Origin of the sequence: Microbacterium shimangi, from assembly GCF_043556445.1 — a bacterium.
Lineage (GTDB): Bacteria > Actinomycetota > Actinomycetes > Actinomycetales > Microbacteriaceae > Microbacterium.
In genome coordinates, this window is sequence record NZ_JBIGII010000004.1 from 409,461 (window position 1) to 425,685 (window position 16,225).

At 69.1% G+C, this 16,225-nt stretch carries 15 protein-coding genes and 1 tRNA gene; 15 read left to right on the plus strand and 1 reads right to left on the minus strand.

Annotation, left to right across the window (positions count from 1 at the left end; all coding sequences use genetic code 11):
• Window positions 1-12: 12 nt before the first annotated feature.
• The 3 genes from ACFXQA_RS08775 (at window position 13) to serA (ending at window position 2,655) form a co-directional block, all read left to right on the plus strand.
• Complete coding sequence (locus ACFXQA_RS08775) at window positions 13-480, plus strand: DNA polymerase III subunit gamma/tau (protein WP_394519437.1); 468 nt, start codon at window positions 13-15, stop codon at window positions 478-480.
• Window positions 480-824, plus strand: a complete 345-nt coding sequence (locus tag ACFXQA_RS08780; RefSeq protein ID WP_394519438.1) for a bacitracin resistance protein — start codon at window positions 480-482, stop codon at window positions 822-824. The genes ACFXQA_RS08775 and ACFXQA_RS08780 overlap by 1 nt, the downstream gene beginning before the upstream one ends.
• A 226-nt stretch (window positions 825-1,050) precedes the next feature.
• Window positions 1,051-2,655, plus strand: coding sequence for a phosphoglycerate dehydrogenase (serA, locus tag ACFXQA_RS08785; protein ID WP_394519439.1), 1,605 nt, complete (start codon window positions 1,051-1,053; stop codon window positions 2,653-2,655).
• 39 nt (window positions 2,656-2,694) lie between these two features.
• Here serA and ACFXQA_RS08790 read toward each other — a convergent pair whose 3' ends face one another.
• Complete coding sequence (locus tag ACFXQA_RS08790; protein WP_394519440.1) at window positions 2,695-3,252, minus strand: TetR/AcrR family transcriptional regulator; 558 nt, start codon at window positions 3,250-3,252, stop codon at window positions 2,695-2,697.
• Between the two features lie 84 nt (window positions 3,253-3,336).
• Here ACFXQA_RS08790 and ACFXQA_RS08795 point away from each other — a divergent pair, with 84 nt between their 5' ends.
• The 12 genes from ACFXQA_RS08795 (at window position 3,337) to ACFXQA_RS08850 (ending at window position 16,196) form a co-directional block, all read left to right on the plus strand.
• On the plus strand, window positions 3,337-4,890 hold the full coding sequence (locus ACFXQA_RS08795) for an MFS transporter (RefSeq protein ID WP_394519441.1): 1,554 nt from the start codon (window positions 3,337-3,339) through the stop codon (window positions 4,888-4,890).
• A gap of 34 nt (window positions 4,891-4,924) precedes the next feature.
• Window positions 4,925-5,989, plus strand: a complete 1,065-nt coding sequence (locus ACFXQA_RS08800; RefSeq protein WP_394519442.1) for a 3-isopropylmalate dehydrogenase — start codon at window positions 4,925-4,927, stop codon at window positions 5,987-5,989.
• Between the two features lie 61 nt (window positions 5,990-6,050).
• Window positions 6,051-7,157 (plus strand): branched-chain amino acid aminotransferase, encoded by a 1,107-nt coding sequence (locus tag ACFXQA_RS08805; protein WP_394519443.1) that lies wholly within the window; start codon window positions 6,051-6,053, stop codon window positions 7,155-7,157.
• Between the two features lie 94 nt (window positions 7,158-7,251).
• Entirely contained in the window at window positions 7,252-8,016 is a 765-nt protein-coding gene (locus tag ACFXQA_RS08810) for a fumarylacetoacetate hydrolase family protein (RefSeq protein WP_394519444.1), read from the plus strand.
• Window positions 8,009-9,274: an MFS transporter gene (locus ACFXQA_RS08815; RefSeq protein ID WP_394519445.1), complete on the plus strand. Its 1,266-nt coding sequence runs from the start codon at window positions 8,009-8,011 to the stop codon at window positions 9,272-9,274. The genes ACFXQA_RS08810 and ACFXQA_RS08815 overlap by 8 nt, the downstream gene beginning before the upstream one ends.
• 11 nt (window positions 9,275-9,285) lie before the next feature.
• Window positions 9,286-10,803 (plus strand): glutamate--tRNA ligase, encoded by a 1,518-nt coding sequence (gene gltX / locus ACFXQA_RS08820; protein ID WP_394519446.1) that lies wholly within the window; start codon window positions 9,286-9,288, stop codon window positions 10,801-10,803.
• Window positions 10,804-10,888: 85 nt separating this feature from the next.
• Window positions 10,889-10,960 (plus strand) — tRNA-Gln (locus ACFXQA_RS08825).
• A 242-nt stretch (window positions 10,961-11,202) separates the two neighbouring features.
• Window positions 11,203-11,496 (plus strand): hypothetical protein, encoded by a 294-nt coding sequence (locus tag ACFXQA_RS08830; RefSeq protein WP_394519447.1) that lies wholly within the window; start codon window positions 11,203-11,205, stop codon window positions 11,494-11,496.
• 62 nt (window positions 11,497-11,558) lie between these two features.
• Window positions 11,559-12,308 carry a hypothetical protein gene (locus ACFXQA_RS08835; RefSeq protein WP_394519448.1) on the plus strand — a complete coding sequence of 250 codons (750 nt, stop codon included), beginning with the start codon at window positions 11,559-11,561 and terminating at the stop codon, window positions 12,306-12,308.
• Between the two features lie 92 nt (window positions 12,309-12,400).
• On the plus strand, window positions 12,401-13,183 hold the full coding sequence (locus ACFXQA_RS08840; RefSeq protein ID WP_394519449.1) for a DeoR/GlpR family DNA-binding transcription regulator: 783 nt from the start codon (window positions 12,401-12,403) through the stop codon (window positions 13,181-13,183).
• Window positions 13,180-14,136, plus strand: coding sequence for a 1-phosphofructokinase family hexose kinase (locus ACFXQA_RS08845; RefSeq protein ID WP_394519450.1), 957 nt, complete (start codon window positions 13,180-13,182; stop codon window positions 14,134-14,136). The genes ACFXQA_RS08840 and ACFXQA_RS08845 overlap by 4 nt, the downstream gene beginning before the upstream one ends.
• A gap of 26 nt (window positions 14,137-14,162) precedes the next feature.
• Entirely contained in the window at window positions 14,163-16,196 is a 2,034-nt protein-coding gene (locus tag ACFXQA_RS08850) for a PTS fructose transporter subunit IIABC (protein ID WP_394519451.1), read from the plus strand.
• The last annotated feature ends 29 nt before the right edge of the window (window positions 16,197-16,225 follow it).

Genomic DNA, 16,225 nt, shown 5'->3' on the forward strand with positions numbered 1-16,225 from the left:
TATTCTGGGGGAGTGACTGCCCGCCGTGACGACGATGCCCTGAGTTGGGACGGCGACGACGACCCCACCCTCGACGTCGGTGCCGATCTGCCGCGGGCCCCGGTGGAAGAACGGGTGGCGGATGCTGCGCCTCCCGCCCCGCCTGTGACGCGCGAACCGGCGGTCGCCCCCGACGAGGAAGAGCGGGCAGGTCTGGGGAACGTCGCGCTCGTGTCGCTCGGACTGATCGCCGGCGCCTACCTGTTCTTCGCCATCGGGTGGTTCATCGCGGGCCTCCGTCTGCAGGCGCTGGGCGGCCTTCCGGTGGCGTCGGTGATGCTCACCCTCGCGACGTTCGCAGCGGCCGCCGCGCCTCTGGTCTGGTTCGCCACCGCCTTCGCCCTCACTCGCCGCTCGGCGACCTGGGTGCGTTTCGCCTGGCTCGTGGCGGGCATCGTGCTGCTCGTGCCGTGGCCGTTCATCTTCACGGGGGCGATCTGATGACCACGGATGCTGCGACTTCCCCGCGGCGTCGCCCGGTGTGGCTGACGGTCGCGATCGCCGGAATCGCCGGGCTGCTCTACTCGTACATCGTCTGGAACGCGGTCGACCTGCTCGTGCGCCAGGTCACCGGGCCACTCGGGCTCAACGGCTACGGATGGTTCGTCCACCTGGCCGCCGTTGCGTTTCCGATCGTCGCCTTCGGCGCGGCCTACGCCCTGGGCCACCGGCGCAAGACGTGGGAATTCGCGCTCGTCTTCGTGACCGGCTGGACGCTGTCGTTCGTGTTCTGGGTCAACATCGTCGCGTACGGCGTGGTGTCGTTCTCGATCTACGGCGGCTGAGCGCGGAGGCATCCGGGCCCTTCGGCAGGCTCGGGGACCGGGCTCAGCGGCTCCGGGCCCTTCGCCAGGTTCAGGGACCGGCCTCACGCGGGAGCCGTGCCGCCGGGCGTCACACGATCCGGAGGCCGTGGCGGGCCGCGATAAGCTGGCCCAACCCGTGCCCGCGGTCATGCGACCGACGCGGCGCGGCATCCACCGCACTCTCGTACTGCCGAAGGATCCCTCTGTGACGAAGCCCGTCGTCCTCATCGCCGAAGAACTCTCACCCGCCACGATCGATGCGCTCGGGCCCGACTTCGACGTGCGCCACGTCGACGGAACGGATCGCCCCGCGCTCCTGTCCGCGCTGTCCGACGCACACGCGATCCTGGTCCGCTCAGCGACGAAGGTCGACGCCGAAGCGTTCGCGGCGGCGCCCGAGCTGAAGGTCGTCGCTCGTGCCGGCGTCGGACTCGACAACGTCGACATCAAGGCCGCCACCACCGCCGGCGTCATGGTCGTCAACGCGCCGACGTCGAACATCATCTCGGCCGCCGAGCTCACGGTCGGTCACATTCTGAGCCTTGCCCGCCACATCCCGGCGGCTCACGCATCGCTCGCGACCGGCGCCTGGAAGCGCAGCTCGTTCACCGGCACCGAGCTGTTCGAGAAGACGATCGGCATCATCGGCCTCGGCCGCATCGGTGCGCTCATCGCCGCGCGCCTGCAGGCCTTCGACATGCGCGTCGTCGCCTACGACCCGTACGTCACGAGTGCGCGTGCGCAGCAGCTCGACGTCGAACTGCTGACCCTCGACGAGCTGCTCGCGCAGAGCGATTTCGTCACCATCCACATGCCCAAAACCCCCGAGACCACGGGGATGATCGGCGCCGAGCAGCTGCGTCGCATGAAGCCGACCGCCTACGTCGTGAACGTCGCCCGCGGCGGACTCGTCGACGAAGCGGCCCTCTTCGACGCGCTCACCGCCGGGGAGATCGCCGGCGCTGGTCTCGACGTCTTCACCACCGAGCCGCCGGCTGCGGACGGCCCTGCCGCCCGCCTCCTCGGCCTGCCGAACGTCGTCGTCACCCCGCACCTCGGCGCCTCGACCGACGAAGCGCAGGAGAAGGCGGGCGTCTCGGTCGCCCGGTCGGTCAAGCTCGCCCTCGAGGGCGACCTCGTCCCCGATGCGGTGAACGTCGCCGGCGGAGTCATCGATCCGTTCGTCCGCCCCGGCATCGCGCTCGTGGAGTCGCTCGGACAGTTCTTCACCGGCCTCGCGCAGGGGGCCCTGACGAACCTCGACATCGAGGTGCGCGGCGAGCTCGCGAACTACGACGTGAGCGTCTACCGTCTCGCGGCTCTCAAGGGGATCCTCGCCAACATCGTCAGCGAAAGCGTGTCGTACGTGAACGCGCCGCTGTTCGCCGAGCAGCGCGGCATCGAGACCCGGCTGATCGTCGAGGCCGAGAGCCCGCTCTACCGCAACCTCACGACGCTGCGCGGAACGCTCTCCGACGGCTCCGTGCTCAGCGTGTCGGGCACCCTCGCGGGTACCCGCATGGTGCCGAAGATCGTCGACATCAACGGTTTCGAGATCGAGGTGCCGATCGAGCGTCACCACATCGTCATGCGTTACGCCGATCGCCCGGGAATCGTTGCGATCTACGCTCGCAAGCTCGGCGATGTCGAGATCAACATCGAGGGACTCCAGGTCGCCCACGCCGATGCCGGGGGCCGCGCGCTCTCGGTCCTCACGGTCGACTCGCCGGTGCCCGACGAGCTCCTCGCCGAAATGGGCGCGGCTGTCGGCGCCGATCTCTTCCGGCAGATCGAGATCACCGAGGCCTGACCCTCGCGCGCGGCGCGGCGCGCAGCATCCGCCCGGCCCTTACGCGGTCGGCGTCCGATTGGTCGACTCTTCGACCAGGCGGATCAGCGCGGCGATCTGGTCGCCGTCGAGCTGCTGGCCGGGCACAGACCCGACGGTCAAGGCGTTGTTGAAGTAGAGGCCGTCGCTCACGAGCAGGATCAACTGCAGCGCGGTCTCGTCGCGGGCCTGGGGGCGGAGCGCCTCCTCCCACAGCACGCGGACGCGACGGAGTGCCTCGACGGCGGGGGAGTTGCCGTTCTGCGCCAGACGCGAGACGGCGACGATGGCCTGATCGAGCGGCGAACCGGTGTGGATCGACGTGCGCATGAAGGCGGCGACCGGCCCCTCGGGGGCGTTCTTGATCTCTTCGATGTCATCGAGGGCGAGCGTCTCCAGGCGCTCGAGCAGACCGGCTTCGAGCGCATCCTTCGAACCGAAGTGGTAGAGCAGACCGCCTTTGGAGACCCCGGCGGCGCGGGCGGTGGCATCCATCGTCGCCGCTCGCTCGCCGTCGTCGGCGAGGATGCGGGCGAAGGCGTCGAGCACGCTCTCGCGGGCGTGGGGTGGGCGGCTCATGATCCCGATCGTAGCTAGAGAAGGACGTCGTTCCTCTGATACTATACCGGCTAGACGGTTTATATACGGAAGCGCAGAGAGATCATGGCCAGCACCACCCTCACCCAGCCCACCTCGACGGTGAACGTCCCTCGCGCCACCTGGCGCGGATGGCTCGCACTCGCGGTGCTGATGCTTCCGGTGATCCTGGTCTCGGTCGACAACACGGTGCTGAGCTTCGCGCTGCCGTCGATCGCCTCCGACCTGGCTCCGACGAGCATCGAGCAGCTGTGGATCGTCGACGCCTACGCGCTCGTACTCGCCGCGCTGCTCGTGACGATGGGTACGCTCGGCGACCGATTCGGCAGGCGACGGATGCTGTTGATCGGCGCCACCGGCTTCGGCGTGGTGTCGGTGCTCGCCGCCTTCGCTCCGAGCGCGATCCTGCTGATCGCCGCACGGGCCGGCATGGGTGTCTTCGGCGCCATGCTGATGCCGTCGACCCTGTCACTGCTGCGCACGATCTTCGCGAACCGCGACCAGCGCCGCATCGCGATCGCGATCTGGGCCGCCGGGTTCTCTGCGGGCTCCGCCCTGGGCCCGATCGTCGGCGGGTTCCTTCTCGAGCACTTCGAATGGGGCTCGGTCTTCCTCTTGTCGGTGCCGGTGCTCATCCCGCTTCTCGTGCTCGCACCCTTCCTCGTGCCCGAGAGCCGCGACCCCCACCCGGGTCGATTCGACGCGCTGAGCATCGTGCTGTCGCTCGCGACGATGATCCCGATCGTCTACGGCATCAAGGAACTCGCGGTCGAGGGAATCGTGCCGATGATCCCCGTACTCTTCGCGGTGGGCGTGTTCTTCGGCGTGCTGTTCGTCCGCCGCCAGCGGGGTCTGACCACCCCCATGCTCGACATGTCGCTCTTCCGTCGAGGAACCTTCAGCGGTGCCATCGTCGTGAACCTTCTGAGCGTCGTCGGCCTGGTCGGCTTCCTCTACTTCGTCGCGCAGCACCTGCAACTGATCGTCGGTCTCAGCCCGATGGAGTCGGGCTTCGCCCTCGTGCCCGGACTCGTCGCCATGATCGTGTCGGGGCTGCTCATCGTTCCGATCGCGAAGCGCTTCCCTCCTCGGGTGATCGTGCCGGTCGCACTGACGTTCTCGGCCGTCGGATACGTGCTCGTGGCGGTGTCGACCGCGGAGCTCGGCCTGCTCGTCCTCGCGTTCGTCGCGCTCGGTCTCGGGATCGGTGCCGCCGAGACGGTCAGCAACGAACTGATCCTCGCGAGCGCTCCGGGCGAGAAGGCCGGCGCCGCGAGTGCCGTGTCGGAGACGGCCTACGAACTCGGCGCCGTTCTCGGAACCGCGGTGCTGGGCGGCATCTTGACCGCTGCCTACCGCGCCCAGCTCGTGCTGCCCGCGGGCGTTCCCGCAGAAGCTGCCGACGCGTCGCGCGAGACGCTCGCCGGTGCGATGAGCGCCGCCGAGGGTCTTTCGCCCGAAGTCGCCGATGCTCTGCGGCAGGCGGCCGCCCACGCCTTCGACTCCGGGGTCGTCGTGACGTCGTTCATCGGTGCCGCGCTCATCATCGTGGCGGCGGTCGTGGCGGCCACTACTCTGAAAGGGTCGAAAGCCGCGACGTCTCGCAGCCGCAGAGACTGACGCACGCGGCTCCCCCTGCAAGGAGCACTCCGCTGTGGAAACTACCCCGTCTCGTGTCGTGAAACTCGCGGTCATCCCGGGCGACGGAATCGGGCCCGAGGTCATCGCCGAGGCCGAGAAGGTTCTGGATGCTGCGACCGCCGCTTCCGGCGTGGTGTTCGAGCGCACCCGGTTCGCACTGGGGGCGGGGCGTTTTCTCGATACGGGGGATACCCTCACCGACGCAGACCTCGCCGCCATCGGCGCGCACGATGCGATTCTGCTCGGCGCGGTGGGCGGGACGCCCGGCGATCCGCGGCTGAAGAACGCGAACATCGAGCGCGGGTTGCTGCTGCGGCTGCGTTTCGCGCTCGACCACTACGTCAACCTCCGCCCGTCGAAGCTCTACCCCGGGGCGCCCGGCCCGCTCGCCGACCCGGGCGAGGTCGACTTCGTCGTGGTGCGCGAGGGTACCGAGGGGCCTTACGTCGGCAACGGCGGGGCGATCCGCGTCGGAACCCCGCACGAGATCGCGAACGAGACCTCGGTGAACACGGCCTACGGCGTCGAGAGGGTCGTGCGCTACGCGTTCGACCTCGCCGAGCGGCGGAGCAAGAAGCTCACCCTCGTGCACAAGACCAACGTCCTCGTGCACTCCGGCGGCCTGTGGAAGCGCCTCGTCGACGAGGTGGCGTCGCAGCATCCCGACGTCGCCGTAGACTACCTTCACGTCGACGCGGCAACCATCTTCCTGGTCACGAACCCGGGTCGCTTCGACGTCATCGTCACCGACAACCTCTTCGGCGACATCCTCACAGACTTGGCCGGCGCCGTCACCGGTGGCATCGGTCTCGCAGCCTCGGGGAACATCAACCCCGGCGGCGCGTTCCCCTCGATGTTCGAGCCCGTGCACGGATCGGCGCCCGACATCGCAGGACAGCAGAAGGCCGATCCCACGGCCGCGATCCTCTCGGTCTCGCTCTTGCTCGATCACCTCGGGCTGCAGGCCGAAGCCGCACGCGTGACCCGCGCGGCCGAAGACGACATCGCGGCGCGCGACGGTTCCCCTCGCACCACCGCCGAGATCGGCGACGCCATCGCCGCCCGCCTCCGGGCGTAACCTGACAGTGCGGGCTCGCCCGCTGATCGCCGCCGCGGTGGCCCGGCATGAAAGACGTGACATGACTACCATCGACACCGATCCCGACACCGGACTCGACCCGCTCGCGTTCCTCGTCAGGCGCAACCTGCAGGCGAAGAGCCCGGCAGAGCGCGACGCCATCCTCGCCAACCCCGGCTTCGGCACCAACTTCACCGACCACATGGTCGACGTGTGCTGGTCGGTCGGCGGGGGCTGGCACCGCCCCCGGGTGCAGCCCTACGGCCCGATCTCGCTCGACCCGGCCGCGGCGGTGCTGCACTACGGCCAGGAGGTCTTCGAGGGCATCAAGGCCTACCGTCACGCCGACGGCTCGATCCACACCTTCCGGCCCGACCAGAACGCCCGCCGGATGCAGCGGAGCGCTCGTCGACTCGCCCTCCCCGAGCTCCCGACGCCGTACTTCATCCAGTCGCTGCGCGAACTCGTCGCCGTCGACTCGGCGTGGGTGCCGACGGGCGATGACCAGAGCCTGTACCTGCGTCCCTTCATGTTCGCGAAAGAGGCGTTCCTGGGGGTGCGCCCGGCGCACAAGGTGAACTACTACGTCATCGCGAGCCCCGCCGGCGCCTACTTCAAGGGCGGCGTGCAGCCCGTGTCGATCTGGCTCAGCGAGGAGTACTCGCGGGCCGGCAAGGGGGGCACGGGGGCGGCCAAGACGGGCGGCAACTACGCCGCGAGCCTGCTGCCGCAGTCGGAGGCGTACGAGCACGAGTGCGATCAGGTCGTCTTCCTCGACGAGGAGCGCAACGTCGAAGAACTCGGCGGCATGAACATCGTCTTCGTCTACAAGGACGGACGGATCGTCACCCCGCAGTCGGAGTCGATCCTCGAGGGCATCACGCGCGACTCGATCCTGCAGCTCGCGATCGACCGCGGGCACAAGGTCGAGGGTCGCGCCGTATCCCTCGCCGAGTGGCGCGAAGGCGTCGCCTCCGGGGAGATCGCCGAGGTCTTCGCCTGCGGTACCGCCGCCGTCGTGACCCCGATCGGTGTGCTGAAGGGCCGCGACTTCTTCGACGAGCAGCCCACCGGCACGCTCGCCCTCGAACTGCGCCAGGAACTCACCGACATCCAGTACGGCCGCGCCGAAGACAAGCACGGCTGGCTGCTCCGCCTCGACGCCTGACCGACCCTTCGGCGAGCTCAGGGACCGGCTGGCGACCGCCCTCCCGGTCGCTGAGCTTGTCGAAGCGTCCGGGAGGGCTGGGTAGGGTGAACGGGTGAGAATCGCGCGCTTCAGCCACCAGGACGGCATCCGCTACGGCATCGTCGACGGGACGGAGTTGGTCGTCCTCGCGGGCGATCCGATGTTCGCCGGCTACGAGACGACGGGGGAGCGGGTGCCGATCGCCGACATCGCTCTGCTGGCACCGGTCATTCCCCGCTCGAAGGTCGTCTGCGTCGGCAAGAACTACGCCGACCACGCCGCCGAGATGGGCGGCGAAGCACCGAAGGAGCCGTTGCTGTTCCTCAAGCCGAACACGTCGGTGATCGGCCCGAACGACACCATCGTGCGCCCGGTGCAGTCGCAGCAGACCGAGTACGAGGGCGAGCTCGCCGTCGTCATCGGTCGTATCGCGAAGAACGTGCCGGCCGCGCAGGCGCTCGACTACGTCTTCGGTTACACGATCGCCAACGACGTCACCGCCCGCGACCTGCAGCGCAGCGACGGCCAGTGGGCCCGCGCAAAGGGGTTCGACACCTTCTGCCCCCTCGGCCCGGCGATCGAGACCGAGTTCGACCCCGCGTCGGCGACGGTGACGACCCGCCTCAACGGCGCTGTGGTGCAGGAGGCACCCGTCGCCTCGATGATCCACTCTGTTCCCGACATCATCGCCTATGCGTCGGCGGCCTTCACGCTCTTGCCGGGCGACGTCATTCTCACGGGTACGCCCGCCGGCGTCGGCGCGTTCTCGGCCGGTGATGTGATCGAGGTCGAGATCACCGGGCTGGGGATTCTGCGCAACACCGCGCGGGATGCCTGACCCTCACGCAGTCGACGGGCTCGATCTCGCCCGGGTGCAGCGGCGCACCGTTCTGGTGCTCGCGCTCGGCCAGATTCTCGGCGGCATCGCTTTCGGCGCCACGCTCTCGTTCGGCGCGGTGTTGGCGGCGGAGGTTTCGGGCGACGAAGCCTTCGCCGGCCTCGCCACCGCCGCAGTGACGTTCGGTACGGCGCTCTTCGCGATTCCGCTCGCGGCCTTCGCGCGGCGACGCGGTCGGGCCGTCTCGCTCGCGACGGGTATGACGATCGCCCTGGCCGGTGTCGTGCTCGTCGTCGCGGCGACGTCGGCGCAGGTCTTCCCCCTGCTGCTGTTCGCCTTCGCTCTCGTCGGTGGTGGTCAGGCCGCCAACCTGCAGTCGCGGTTCGCTGCGACTGACCTCGCCACCGACGCCACCCGTGGCCGCTCGCTGTCGCTCGTCGTCTGGTCGACGACGATCGGCGCCGTGCTCGGGCCCAACCTGGCGGGCCCCGGCGAAGCGCTGGGATCGGTCGTCGGAATGCCCCCGCTCACCGGGCCCTACCTCTTCACCATCGTGGGTCAGGTGCTCGGCATCGCCCTCTACCTGATCGCGTTGCGCCCCGACCCCCTCCTCCTCGCGCAGAAGATCACCGCACGGGAGGCCGAGACATCGGTCGGCGTCCGCCTCGAGCGTCTCGATCGGCCCGTCCGCGCGCGTTACGCGATCTTCGCGATCGCTGCCGCCCATGTCGTCATGGTGTCGGTCATGGCGATGACCCCCGTGCACCTTCTGCATCACGGCGCGTCCCTCTCGATCGTCGGTCTCACGCTGAGCCTTCACGTGGCCGGCATGTACGCCCTGGCGCCGATCTTCGGCATCCTCGCCGATCGTCTGGGGCGTGCGCCGACGATCTTCATCGGCCAGGTTCTGCTCGCGGCGTCGCTCGTCGTGGCAGCGGTGGGTGCCGACAGCATGCCCGCGGTGACGGTTGCGCTGGTGCTCCTCGGCGCCGGGTGGAGCGCGACCACCGTCTCGGGTTCCGCCCTGCTCACAGAATCGTCGGCCGAGCGGCTCCGCACCCGCCGCCAGGGCTTCAGTGACTTCGCGATGAGCATGGTGGGTGCCGCGGGGGCCGTGGCCGCCGGCTTCGTGCTCGGAGGCATCGGCTACGGCGGGCTCGCCCTGACCGCCCTCGCCTTCGTCATCGCCACCGCGGCGCTTCTTCCGATCGCGTGGGCGGGCAGACCCCACGACGTGGCTCGAGTCGGCGCGAACTAAGCTGGACGGCGATGCCTTCCTCGCCCGATCCCCGCACCACGACCGCCACCGGAGCCGACGTCCGCGTCCGCTTCTGCCCCAGCCCCACAGGGCTGCCGCACGTCGGTCTCATCCGCACCGCCTTGTTCAACTGGGCGTTCGCCCGGCACCACGGCGGCAAGCTCATTTTCCGTATCGAAGACACGGATGCTGCGCGCGACAGCGAAGAGAGCTACGCGCAGCTCCTCGACGCGCTGCGCTGGCTGCGCATCGATTGGGACGAGGGTGTCGAGGTCGGCGGGCCCCACGCTCCGTACCGACAGTCGCAGCGCCACGAGATCTATCGCGAGGTGCTCGCGAAGCTCGTCGCCGCCGGCGTCGTGTACGAGAGCTACTCGAACGCCGAGGAGATCGATGCACGGAACGCCGAGAACGGGCGCGCCAAGCAGCTCGGCTACGACAACTACGACCGCGACCTGACCGACGAGCAGAAGGCCGCCTTCCGCGCTGAAGGCCGCGAGCCCGCCTGGCGCCTGCGCGTGCCCGACGAAGACCTCACCTATGTCGATCTGGTGCGCGGCGAGGTCACCTTCCCGGCCGGCTCGTTTCCCGACTTCGTCATCGTCCGAGCCGGGGGAGTGCCGCTCTACACCTTCGTGAATCCGCTCGACGACGCGCTCATGGGCATCACGCACGTGATCCGCGGCGAAGACCTCATGCCGTCGACCGCCCGCCAGCTGTCGCTGTACCGCGCCTTGATCGAGGCCGGAGTCACCGACTTCGTGCCGCGCTTCGGTCACATGCCGCTGGTCCTAGGCGAGACCGGCAACAAGAAGCTCTCGAAGCGCGACCCCGAGGCCGACCTGTTCCTGCAGCGTGAGAAGGGGTTCATCCACGAGGGGCTGCTGAATTACCTAGCTCTTCTCGGTTGGTCGATCGCCGCCGATCGTGACGTGTTCTCGCTCGATGAGCTCATCGCCGCCTTCGACATCGCCGATGTGAACCCGAACCCCGCGCGATTCGATCAGAAGAAGGCCGAGTCGATCAACGGCGACCACATTCGCATGCTGGATGCTGCGGACTTCGCGGATCGCATCGTGCCCTACCTCGCCGACGCGGGTGCGATCCACGCCACCCCGACCGCCGAGCAGACGGCGATCATCGCCGCATCCGCCCCTCTCGTGCAGGAGCGGGTGCAGCTGCTCGGCGAGGTTCCCGGCATGTTGGGCTTCCTCTTCACGAACGACATCACCTACCAGGACGACGCCATGAAGGGCCTGCCTGCGAACGCGGGCGAAGTGCTCGTGGCGTCGGCCGCCGCGCTCGAGCTCGTCCCGGAGGTCGAGTTCACGGCCGCGGCCGTGCAAGAGGCATTGGCCCGCGCGCTGGTCGAGGAGCTCGGACTCAAGCCGCGTGTCGCCTACGGCCCGCCCCGCGTCGCGCTGACCGGGCGCCGGATCTCGCCGCCGTTGTTCGAATCGATGGAGTTGCTCGGCAAGACCGAATCGATCCGTCGGCTCGGTGCGCTGGTCGAGCATCTGGCGTCGTAAGCCGTCTGGGTTTGGCGGGGCCGTCAGCGTCGTCTAGACTTGATCGTCGGCACGGTTTCGGTCGTGACACTGTGTGTCAACACGGTGGGGTATGGTGTAATTGGCAACACGGCGGTTTCTGGTACCGTTGTTCTTGGTTCGAGTCCAGGTACCCCAGCTTCGAAAAAACCCCGCTCAGGCGGGGTTTTTCGTTTCTTGGCCAAGGCACGAAACCTTCCGCTCACCCCGTGCGCGGGCTACCGTCTACGGTGGGGGTCGACGATGAGCTGTGCGGATGCTGTAGCCCACCGAGTGGCCGCGGTGATCACGATCGTCGTCGTCGGCGCGTTGAGCATGACCGGTTGCGTCGCGGGGTGTTTCAGTGGCGCGACCTCCTCGGCCTCGTGCGCTGCTCCGCAAGTGAGGGTCAGTCCGGAGGTCGCGCGACCGGGTGACACCGTGGTGATCACCGGCGACGGCTTCATGGAGTGCCACGACAGTCTCAACGGCTGCGAGGCGCCGCCCACGCCCGAGGCGCAACCGGCGCAACGGGTGATGTGGCGCCTCGGCGATCACGAGGACGAAGTCGCGATGGCGGTGCCCGACAGCGAGGGGCGCATCCGCGTCGAGGTGCAGGTACCCGCCGTCAGCGGCGCGGGCTCAGCGACGCTCTCCGTCGGGGGTTCCGAACCGGTGACACTGACCGTCCGATAACGGCGCGGTGGGGCCCACCTCGCATCGGCCCTCGCCCCCGGTGGCCGCTCGATAATGGACGTATGGACGCGCCGGCGCTGACGCCTGACGAGGTCCGCGAGCTCGCAGACCTCAGATCGCGCGCTTACGGCCCCCACCCCGACATCGGGCCCGACGGCGTCACCCGGATGGAGCAGCTCGAAGCGGCTCGGCGGTTTCCCCTCACGCGGGTCTCCGCGGTTGACCGCGGATCGACGCGCATCGTCGCGGTGACGGCGCGTTCGGTCTCCGAAGAAGGATCCGCACCGATGCGCTCGCCCGCTGATGGCGACGACGATGGCGCGACCGACGGGGAACCGCTGACGGTGCGCCTTCCACGGCGCCGGTGGATCGCGGTGGCGGTGGCGGCGGCCGTGGTCGGCGCGGGCATCTGGGGAGTGTCGCAGTGGGTCGGGCCGCAGCCCGACGTCACTCTCGGGCCGGTGGTGTCGGTCGACGGCGAGACGCGGCTCGGGGTGATCGAAGCCCAGGCGCTGCGGGCGTTCGGCGTCGACACCGACGGTATCCGCGAGTACGACAGCTACTACTCGCTGAGAACCTGGGTCTTGACCGCGTCGAACGGCCAGCGGTGCCTGGCGATCTACGCGGGCTCCCACGGGCCGGCCGGTGTGAGCTGCACCCCCAGGGGCCTCGACCCGACGGTCGACGTCGTCATCTACGACGGAACGCCCGACGACATCGCGCGCGGACTCCCCACGGGCAGTGTCATCCGTTACGTGTTGTCGGGCGATCGCGTGCAGGTGTGGGAGCGTACGGCCGACACCGATCTGTAGATCGACGGCGCCTCCCCGGCGCATCTGTGGTTTGGTGTGGCTTTCGTTGCATATGTGTTGTATCGTGTGGGAATTCCATCGGGAGGACCACGATGTACGCAATGGAGCGACAAGAGCTCGTCGGGCGCCTGCTCTCGCAGGAAGGCCGAGTCGTCGTCGTCGATCTGGCCGCCCGCTTCGGCGTGACCACCGAGACCGTTCGCCGCGATCTCGCTCTCCTCGAAGAGGCCGGCATGCTGCGCCGGGTTCACGGCGGTGCGGTGGCGACCGACCGGGGCAGCACGGTCGAGATTCCGGTCTCGGAGCGACTGCTGCGGCGGGGTGACGCGAAACTCGCCATCGGTGCCCGCGCGGCGCAGGTGCTCGAGTCGGGGTTTCGCGGCTCGGTCTACCTCGACGCCGGCACGACCACCGGTGCCGTCGCCGCTGCTCTCCCCGCTCACCTCGCGTCGTCGGGGGGAAGCGCTGAGATCGTCACCCACTCGATGACCATCGCTCACGACCTCGCCGGATCAGACCTCGGGCTCACGGTCATCGGCGGGCGGGTGCGCGGTCTGACGGCCGCAGCCGTGGGCGCCGAGACGGTGGCGTCGATCGCCCACCTCCGGCCCGATGTGGCGTTCGTGGGAACGAACGGCCTCAGCGAAGACTTCGGCCTCAGCACCCCCGATTCCGACGAGGCCGCGGTGAAGGCGGCCATCATCGCCGCCGCCCGGCGCGTCGTCGTGGTCACCGACTCCGAGAAGTTCGGTGCCGAACTCCTGGTTCGCTTCGCGGGGTTGTCCGACATCGACGTCCTCGTATCCGACTCGGCTCCGCCGGTGGCCCTGCGAGAAGCCCTGGACCGCGCCGACTCGGAGGTCTGGGTCGCATGATCGTCACACTCACCGCGAACCCGTCCATCGACCGCGCCCTGGCCCTCGACGCCTCGCTGGTACCGGGCGAGGTGCAACCGGCCCGCGCCGCCCGTGAAGACGCCGGCGGCAAGGGCGTGAACGTGGCACGGGTCGTCGCCGCGGCGGGCGCGGACACGCTGGCGGTCGTTCCCGTGTCCGACGACGATCCGTTCAACGACCTTCTCCGTGCCACCGGGATCCCGATCCGCACCGTGCCGTCGGCCGGTCGCGTGCGGGCGAATCTCACGGTGACCGACCCCGACGGCGTCACGACGAAGATCAATCTGCCCGGCCCCGTTCTCGATGAGCAGGGCGCGTTCGCGATCATCGACGCGGTGGTGGCCGCGTGCGCCGACGCCCGGTGGCTCGTCCTGGCGGGCTCCCTGCCGCCGCGAGCCGGGGCTGATTTCTACACCCGCGTCATCGGGGCCGTACGCGAGACCTGGGGTTCCGCCGCCCCGCGGATCGCCGTCGATGCCTCGGGTCCGGCACTGGCCGCGGTCGTCCGCGATGCGCTCCCGGATCTGATCAAGCCCAATGACGAAGAGCTTGCCGCTCTGGTCGGCGAAGATCCGTCCGCCGACACCGACCTCGTGGCTGAGGCCGCCCGCCGGTCTCAGACCGTCGTTCCCGCGCGCGCCGCCGCGGCGCTCGTCACACTCGGCGCCTCGGGAGCCCTTCTCGTCACCGGCGGTGGAGTTCTGCGCGCCGTCGCCCCACGTATCGCCGTCGCCAGCACGGTGGGCGCGGGTGACAGTTCGCTCGCCGGCTACCTGTTGGCCGATATCGCCGGGCGCACGCCCGCCGAGTGCCTCGCCCAAGCCGTCGCCTACGGAGCCGCTGCAGCCATGCTCCCGGGAACGCAGGCACCGACTCCCGAAGATCTTCCGCCCGAGGCCATCGCCGTCTCATCCTTTTCGTCCTCGTTCTGAACCACCCTGACCACGGAGGTCACGTTATGTCCCGCATCATCACCCCCGAGCTCGTCAGCCTCGACGACTCACTCGGAGACGGCAAGGCCGACGTCATCCGAGCCCTCGCGGAGCGCGTCGTCGCGAACGGCCGGGCCCGCGACGCCGACGAGCTGTTCGCCGACGCCTGGGCGCGCGAAGAGAAAGACGAGACCGGGCTCCCCGGTGGCATCGGCATCCCGCACGCGCGCAGTGCATCGGTCACCGAACCGACGCTCGCGTTCGCCCGACTCAGCCCGGGCGTCGACTTCGGTGCCCCCGACGGTCCGGCCGACATCGTCTTCCTCATCGCCGCACCGGCAGGAGCCGACGAGGCGCACCTCGCGGTGCTGTCCCAGCTCGCGCGAAGCCTCATGAACGCCGAGTTCATGGCGGGGCTGCGTGCCGCAACCACCGCCGACGAAGCGGTGGCGATCATCACGGCGGCGATCCAGCCGGCTCCCGCGGCAGCCGAAGAGGCACCCGCGACGACTCGTGCACAGGCGAGGTCGCAGGCCGCGGCGACAGACGTCGCACCCACGCGCATCATCGCCGTCACGGCGTGCGCCACGGGTATCGCTCACACCTACATGGCCGCAGACGCCCTGTCTGCGGCGGGTATCGAAGAGGGCGTGGAGCTGACGGTCGAGCCCCAGGGTTCGAGCGGCTACAAGGCGCTGCCGCAAGAAGTGATCGACGCCGCCGACGCGGTGATCTTCGCGGTCGACGTCGACGTGAGGGAACCGCAGCGTTTCGCGGGTAAACCCGTCGTGCGTTCCGGTGTGAAGCGGGGGATCGAGCAGCCCAAACAACTCATCGCCGAGGCTGTGGCCGCATCCAGAAATCCTGACGCGCAGCGCGTACCCGGAAGCGGGGGAGCCGCAGGGGCAGCGACCCCCGCCGCCAGCCAGTCGGTCGGCGCGCGTCTGCAGCGCTGGTTGCTCACGGGCGTCAGCTACATGATCCCCTTCGTCGCCGGCGGCGGTCTTCTCATCGCACTGGGCTTCGCGTTGGCCGGCTTCCAGGTCACCGACGACGCAGCCACCGTGATCATTCAGAACTCGCTCTGGGATCTTCCGGCGGGCGGGCTCGGCCAGTACCTCGGCTCTGTCGCGTTCATGATCGGCACGACCTCGATGGGCTTCATCGTGGCCGTGCTCGCGGGCTTCATCGCGTATGCCATCGCCGACCGACCGGGTATCGCACCCGGCTTCGTCGCCGGCGCGGTCGCGGTGCTGATGAACGCCGGTTTCATCGGCGGCATCATCGGCGGGCTTCTCGCGGGGTTCATCGCCTGGTGGTTGGGCCGACTGAACGTCGCGCGGTTCCTGCGGGGACTCATGCCCGTGGTCATCATTCCGTTCCTCGGGTCGATCTTCGCCTCGGGTCTGATGATCCTCTTCCTCGGGCGTCCGATCGCGGCCCTCATGGAGTTGCTGACCGAGTGGCTCACGGGTCTCGCCGCCAGCGGCACCGGGGCGATCATCCTCGGGGTGATCCTCGGTCTGATGATGTGCTTCGACCTCGGCGGCCCGATCAACAAGGTCGCCTATGTCTTCGCGACGACGGGTCTTGCCGCAGCATCCACCAGCAACACCGCGCCCTACCTGATCATGGCCGCGGTGATGGCGGCCGGTATGGTTCCGCCGCTGGCGATGGCCCTCGCCTCGACCGTGCTCGCACGCAAGTCGTTCACCCCCGTCGAGCGCGAGAACGGCGCAGCAGCCTGGCTGTTGGGCGCCTCGTTCATCAGCGAGGGGGCGATCCCGTTCGCCGCCGCCGACCCGCTCCGCGTCATCCCGGCCTCGATGCTGGGCGGTGCGGTCACCGGTGCACTCAGCATGCTCTTCGCCGTGCAGTCCTATGCGCCCCACGGCGGCCTCTTCGTGTTCTTCGCCATCAATCCGTTCTGGGGCTTCCTGATCGCGATCGTCGCCGGCACCCTCGTCAGCGCGTTGTCGGTCGTCGCCCTGAAGAAGTGGGTCGGACGCAAAGAACTCGAAGAAGCCGAAGCGCCGGCAGCCGTCGCTGTTCCGGCATGATCGATAAACACCCATCGGAAGGAATCACC

Bases quoted from the DNA above. Each gene is read 5' to 3' on its own strand.
- ACFXQA_RS08780 (WP_394519438.1), top strand. From the start codon at position 480: ATGACCACGGATGCTGCGACTTCCCCGCGGCGTCGCCCGGTGTGGCTG.
- ACFXQA_RS08790 (WP_394519440.1), bottom strand. From the start codon at position 3,252: ATGAGCCGCCCACCCCACGCCCGCGAGAGCGTGCTCGACGCCTTCGCC.
- ACFXQA_RS08795 (WP_394519441.1), top strand. From the start codon at position 3,337: ATGGCCAGCACCACCCTCACCCAGCCCACCTCGACGGTGAACGTCCCT.
- ACFXQA_RS08805 (WP_394519443.1), top strand. From the start codon at position 6,051: ATGACTACCATCGACACCGATCCCGACACCGGACTCGACCCGCTCGCG.
- ACFXQA_RS08815 (WP_394519445.1), top strand. From the start codon at position 8,009: ATGCCTGACCCTCACGCAGTCGACGGGCTCGATCTCGCCCGGGTGCAG.
- gltX (WP_394519446.1), top strand. From the start codon at position 9,286: ATGCCTTCCTCGCCCGATCCCCGCACCACGACCGCCACCGGAGCCGAC.
- ACFXQA_RS08835 (WP_394519448.1), top strand. From the start codon at position 11,559: ATGGACGCGCCGGCGCTGACGCCTGACGAGGTCCGCGAGCTCGCAGAC.
- ACFXQA_RS08840 (WP_394519449.1), top strand. From the start codon at position 12,401: ATGTACGCAATGGAGCGACAAGAGCTCGTCGGGCGCCTGCTCTCGCAG.
- ACFXQA_RS08845 (WP_394519450.1), top strand. From the start codon at position 13,180: ATGATCGTCACACTCACCGCGAACCCGTCCATCGACCGCGCCCTGGCC.
- ACFXQA_RS08850 (WP_394519451.1), top strand. From the start codon at position 14,163: ATGTCCCGCATCATCACCCCCGAGCTCGTCAGCCTCGACGACTCACTC.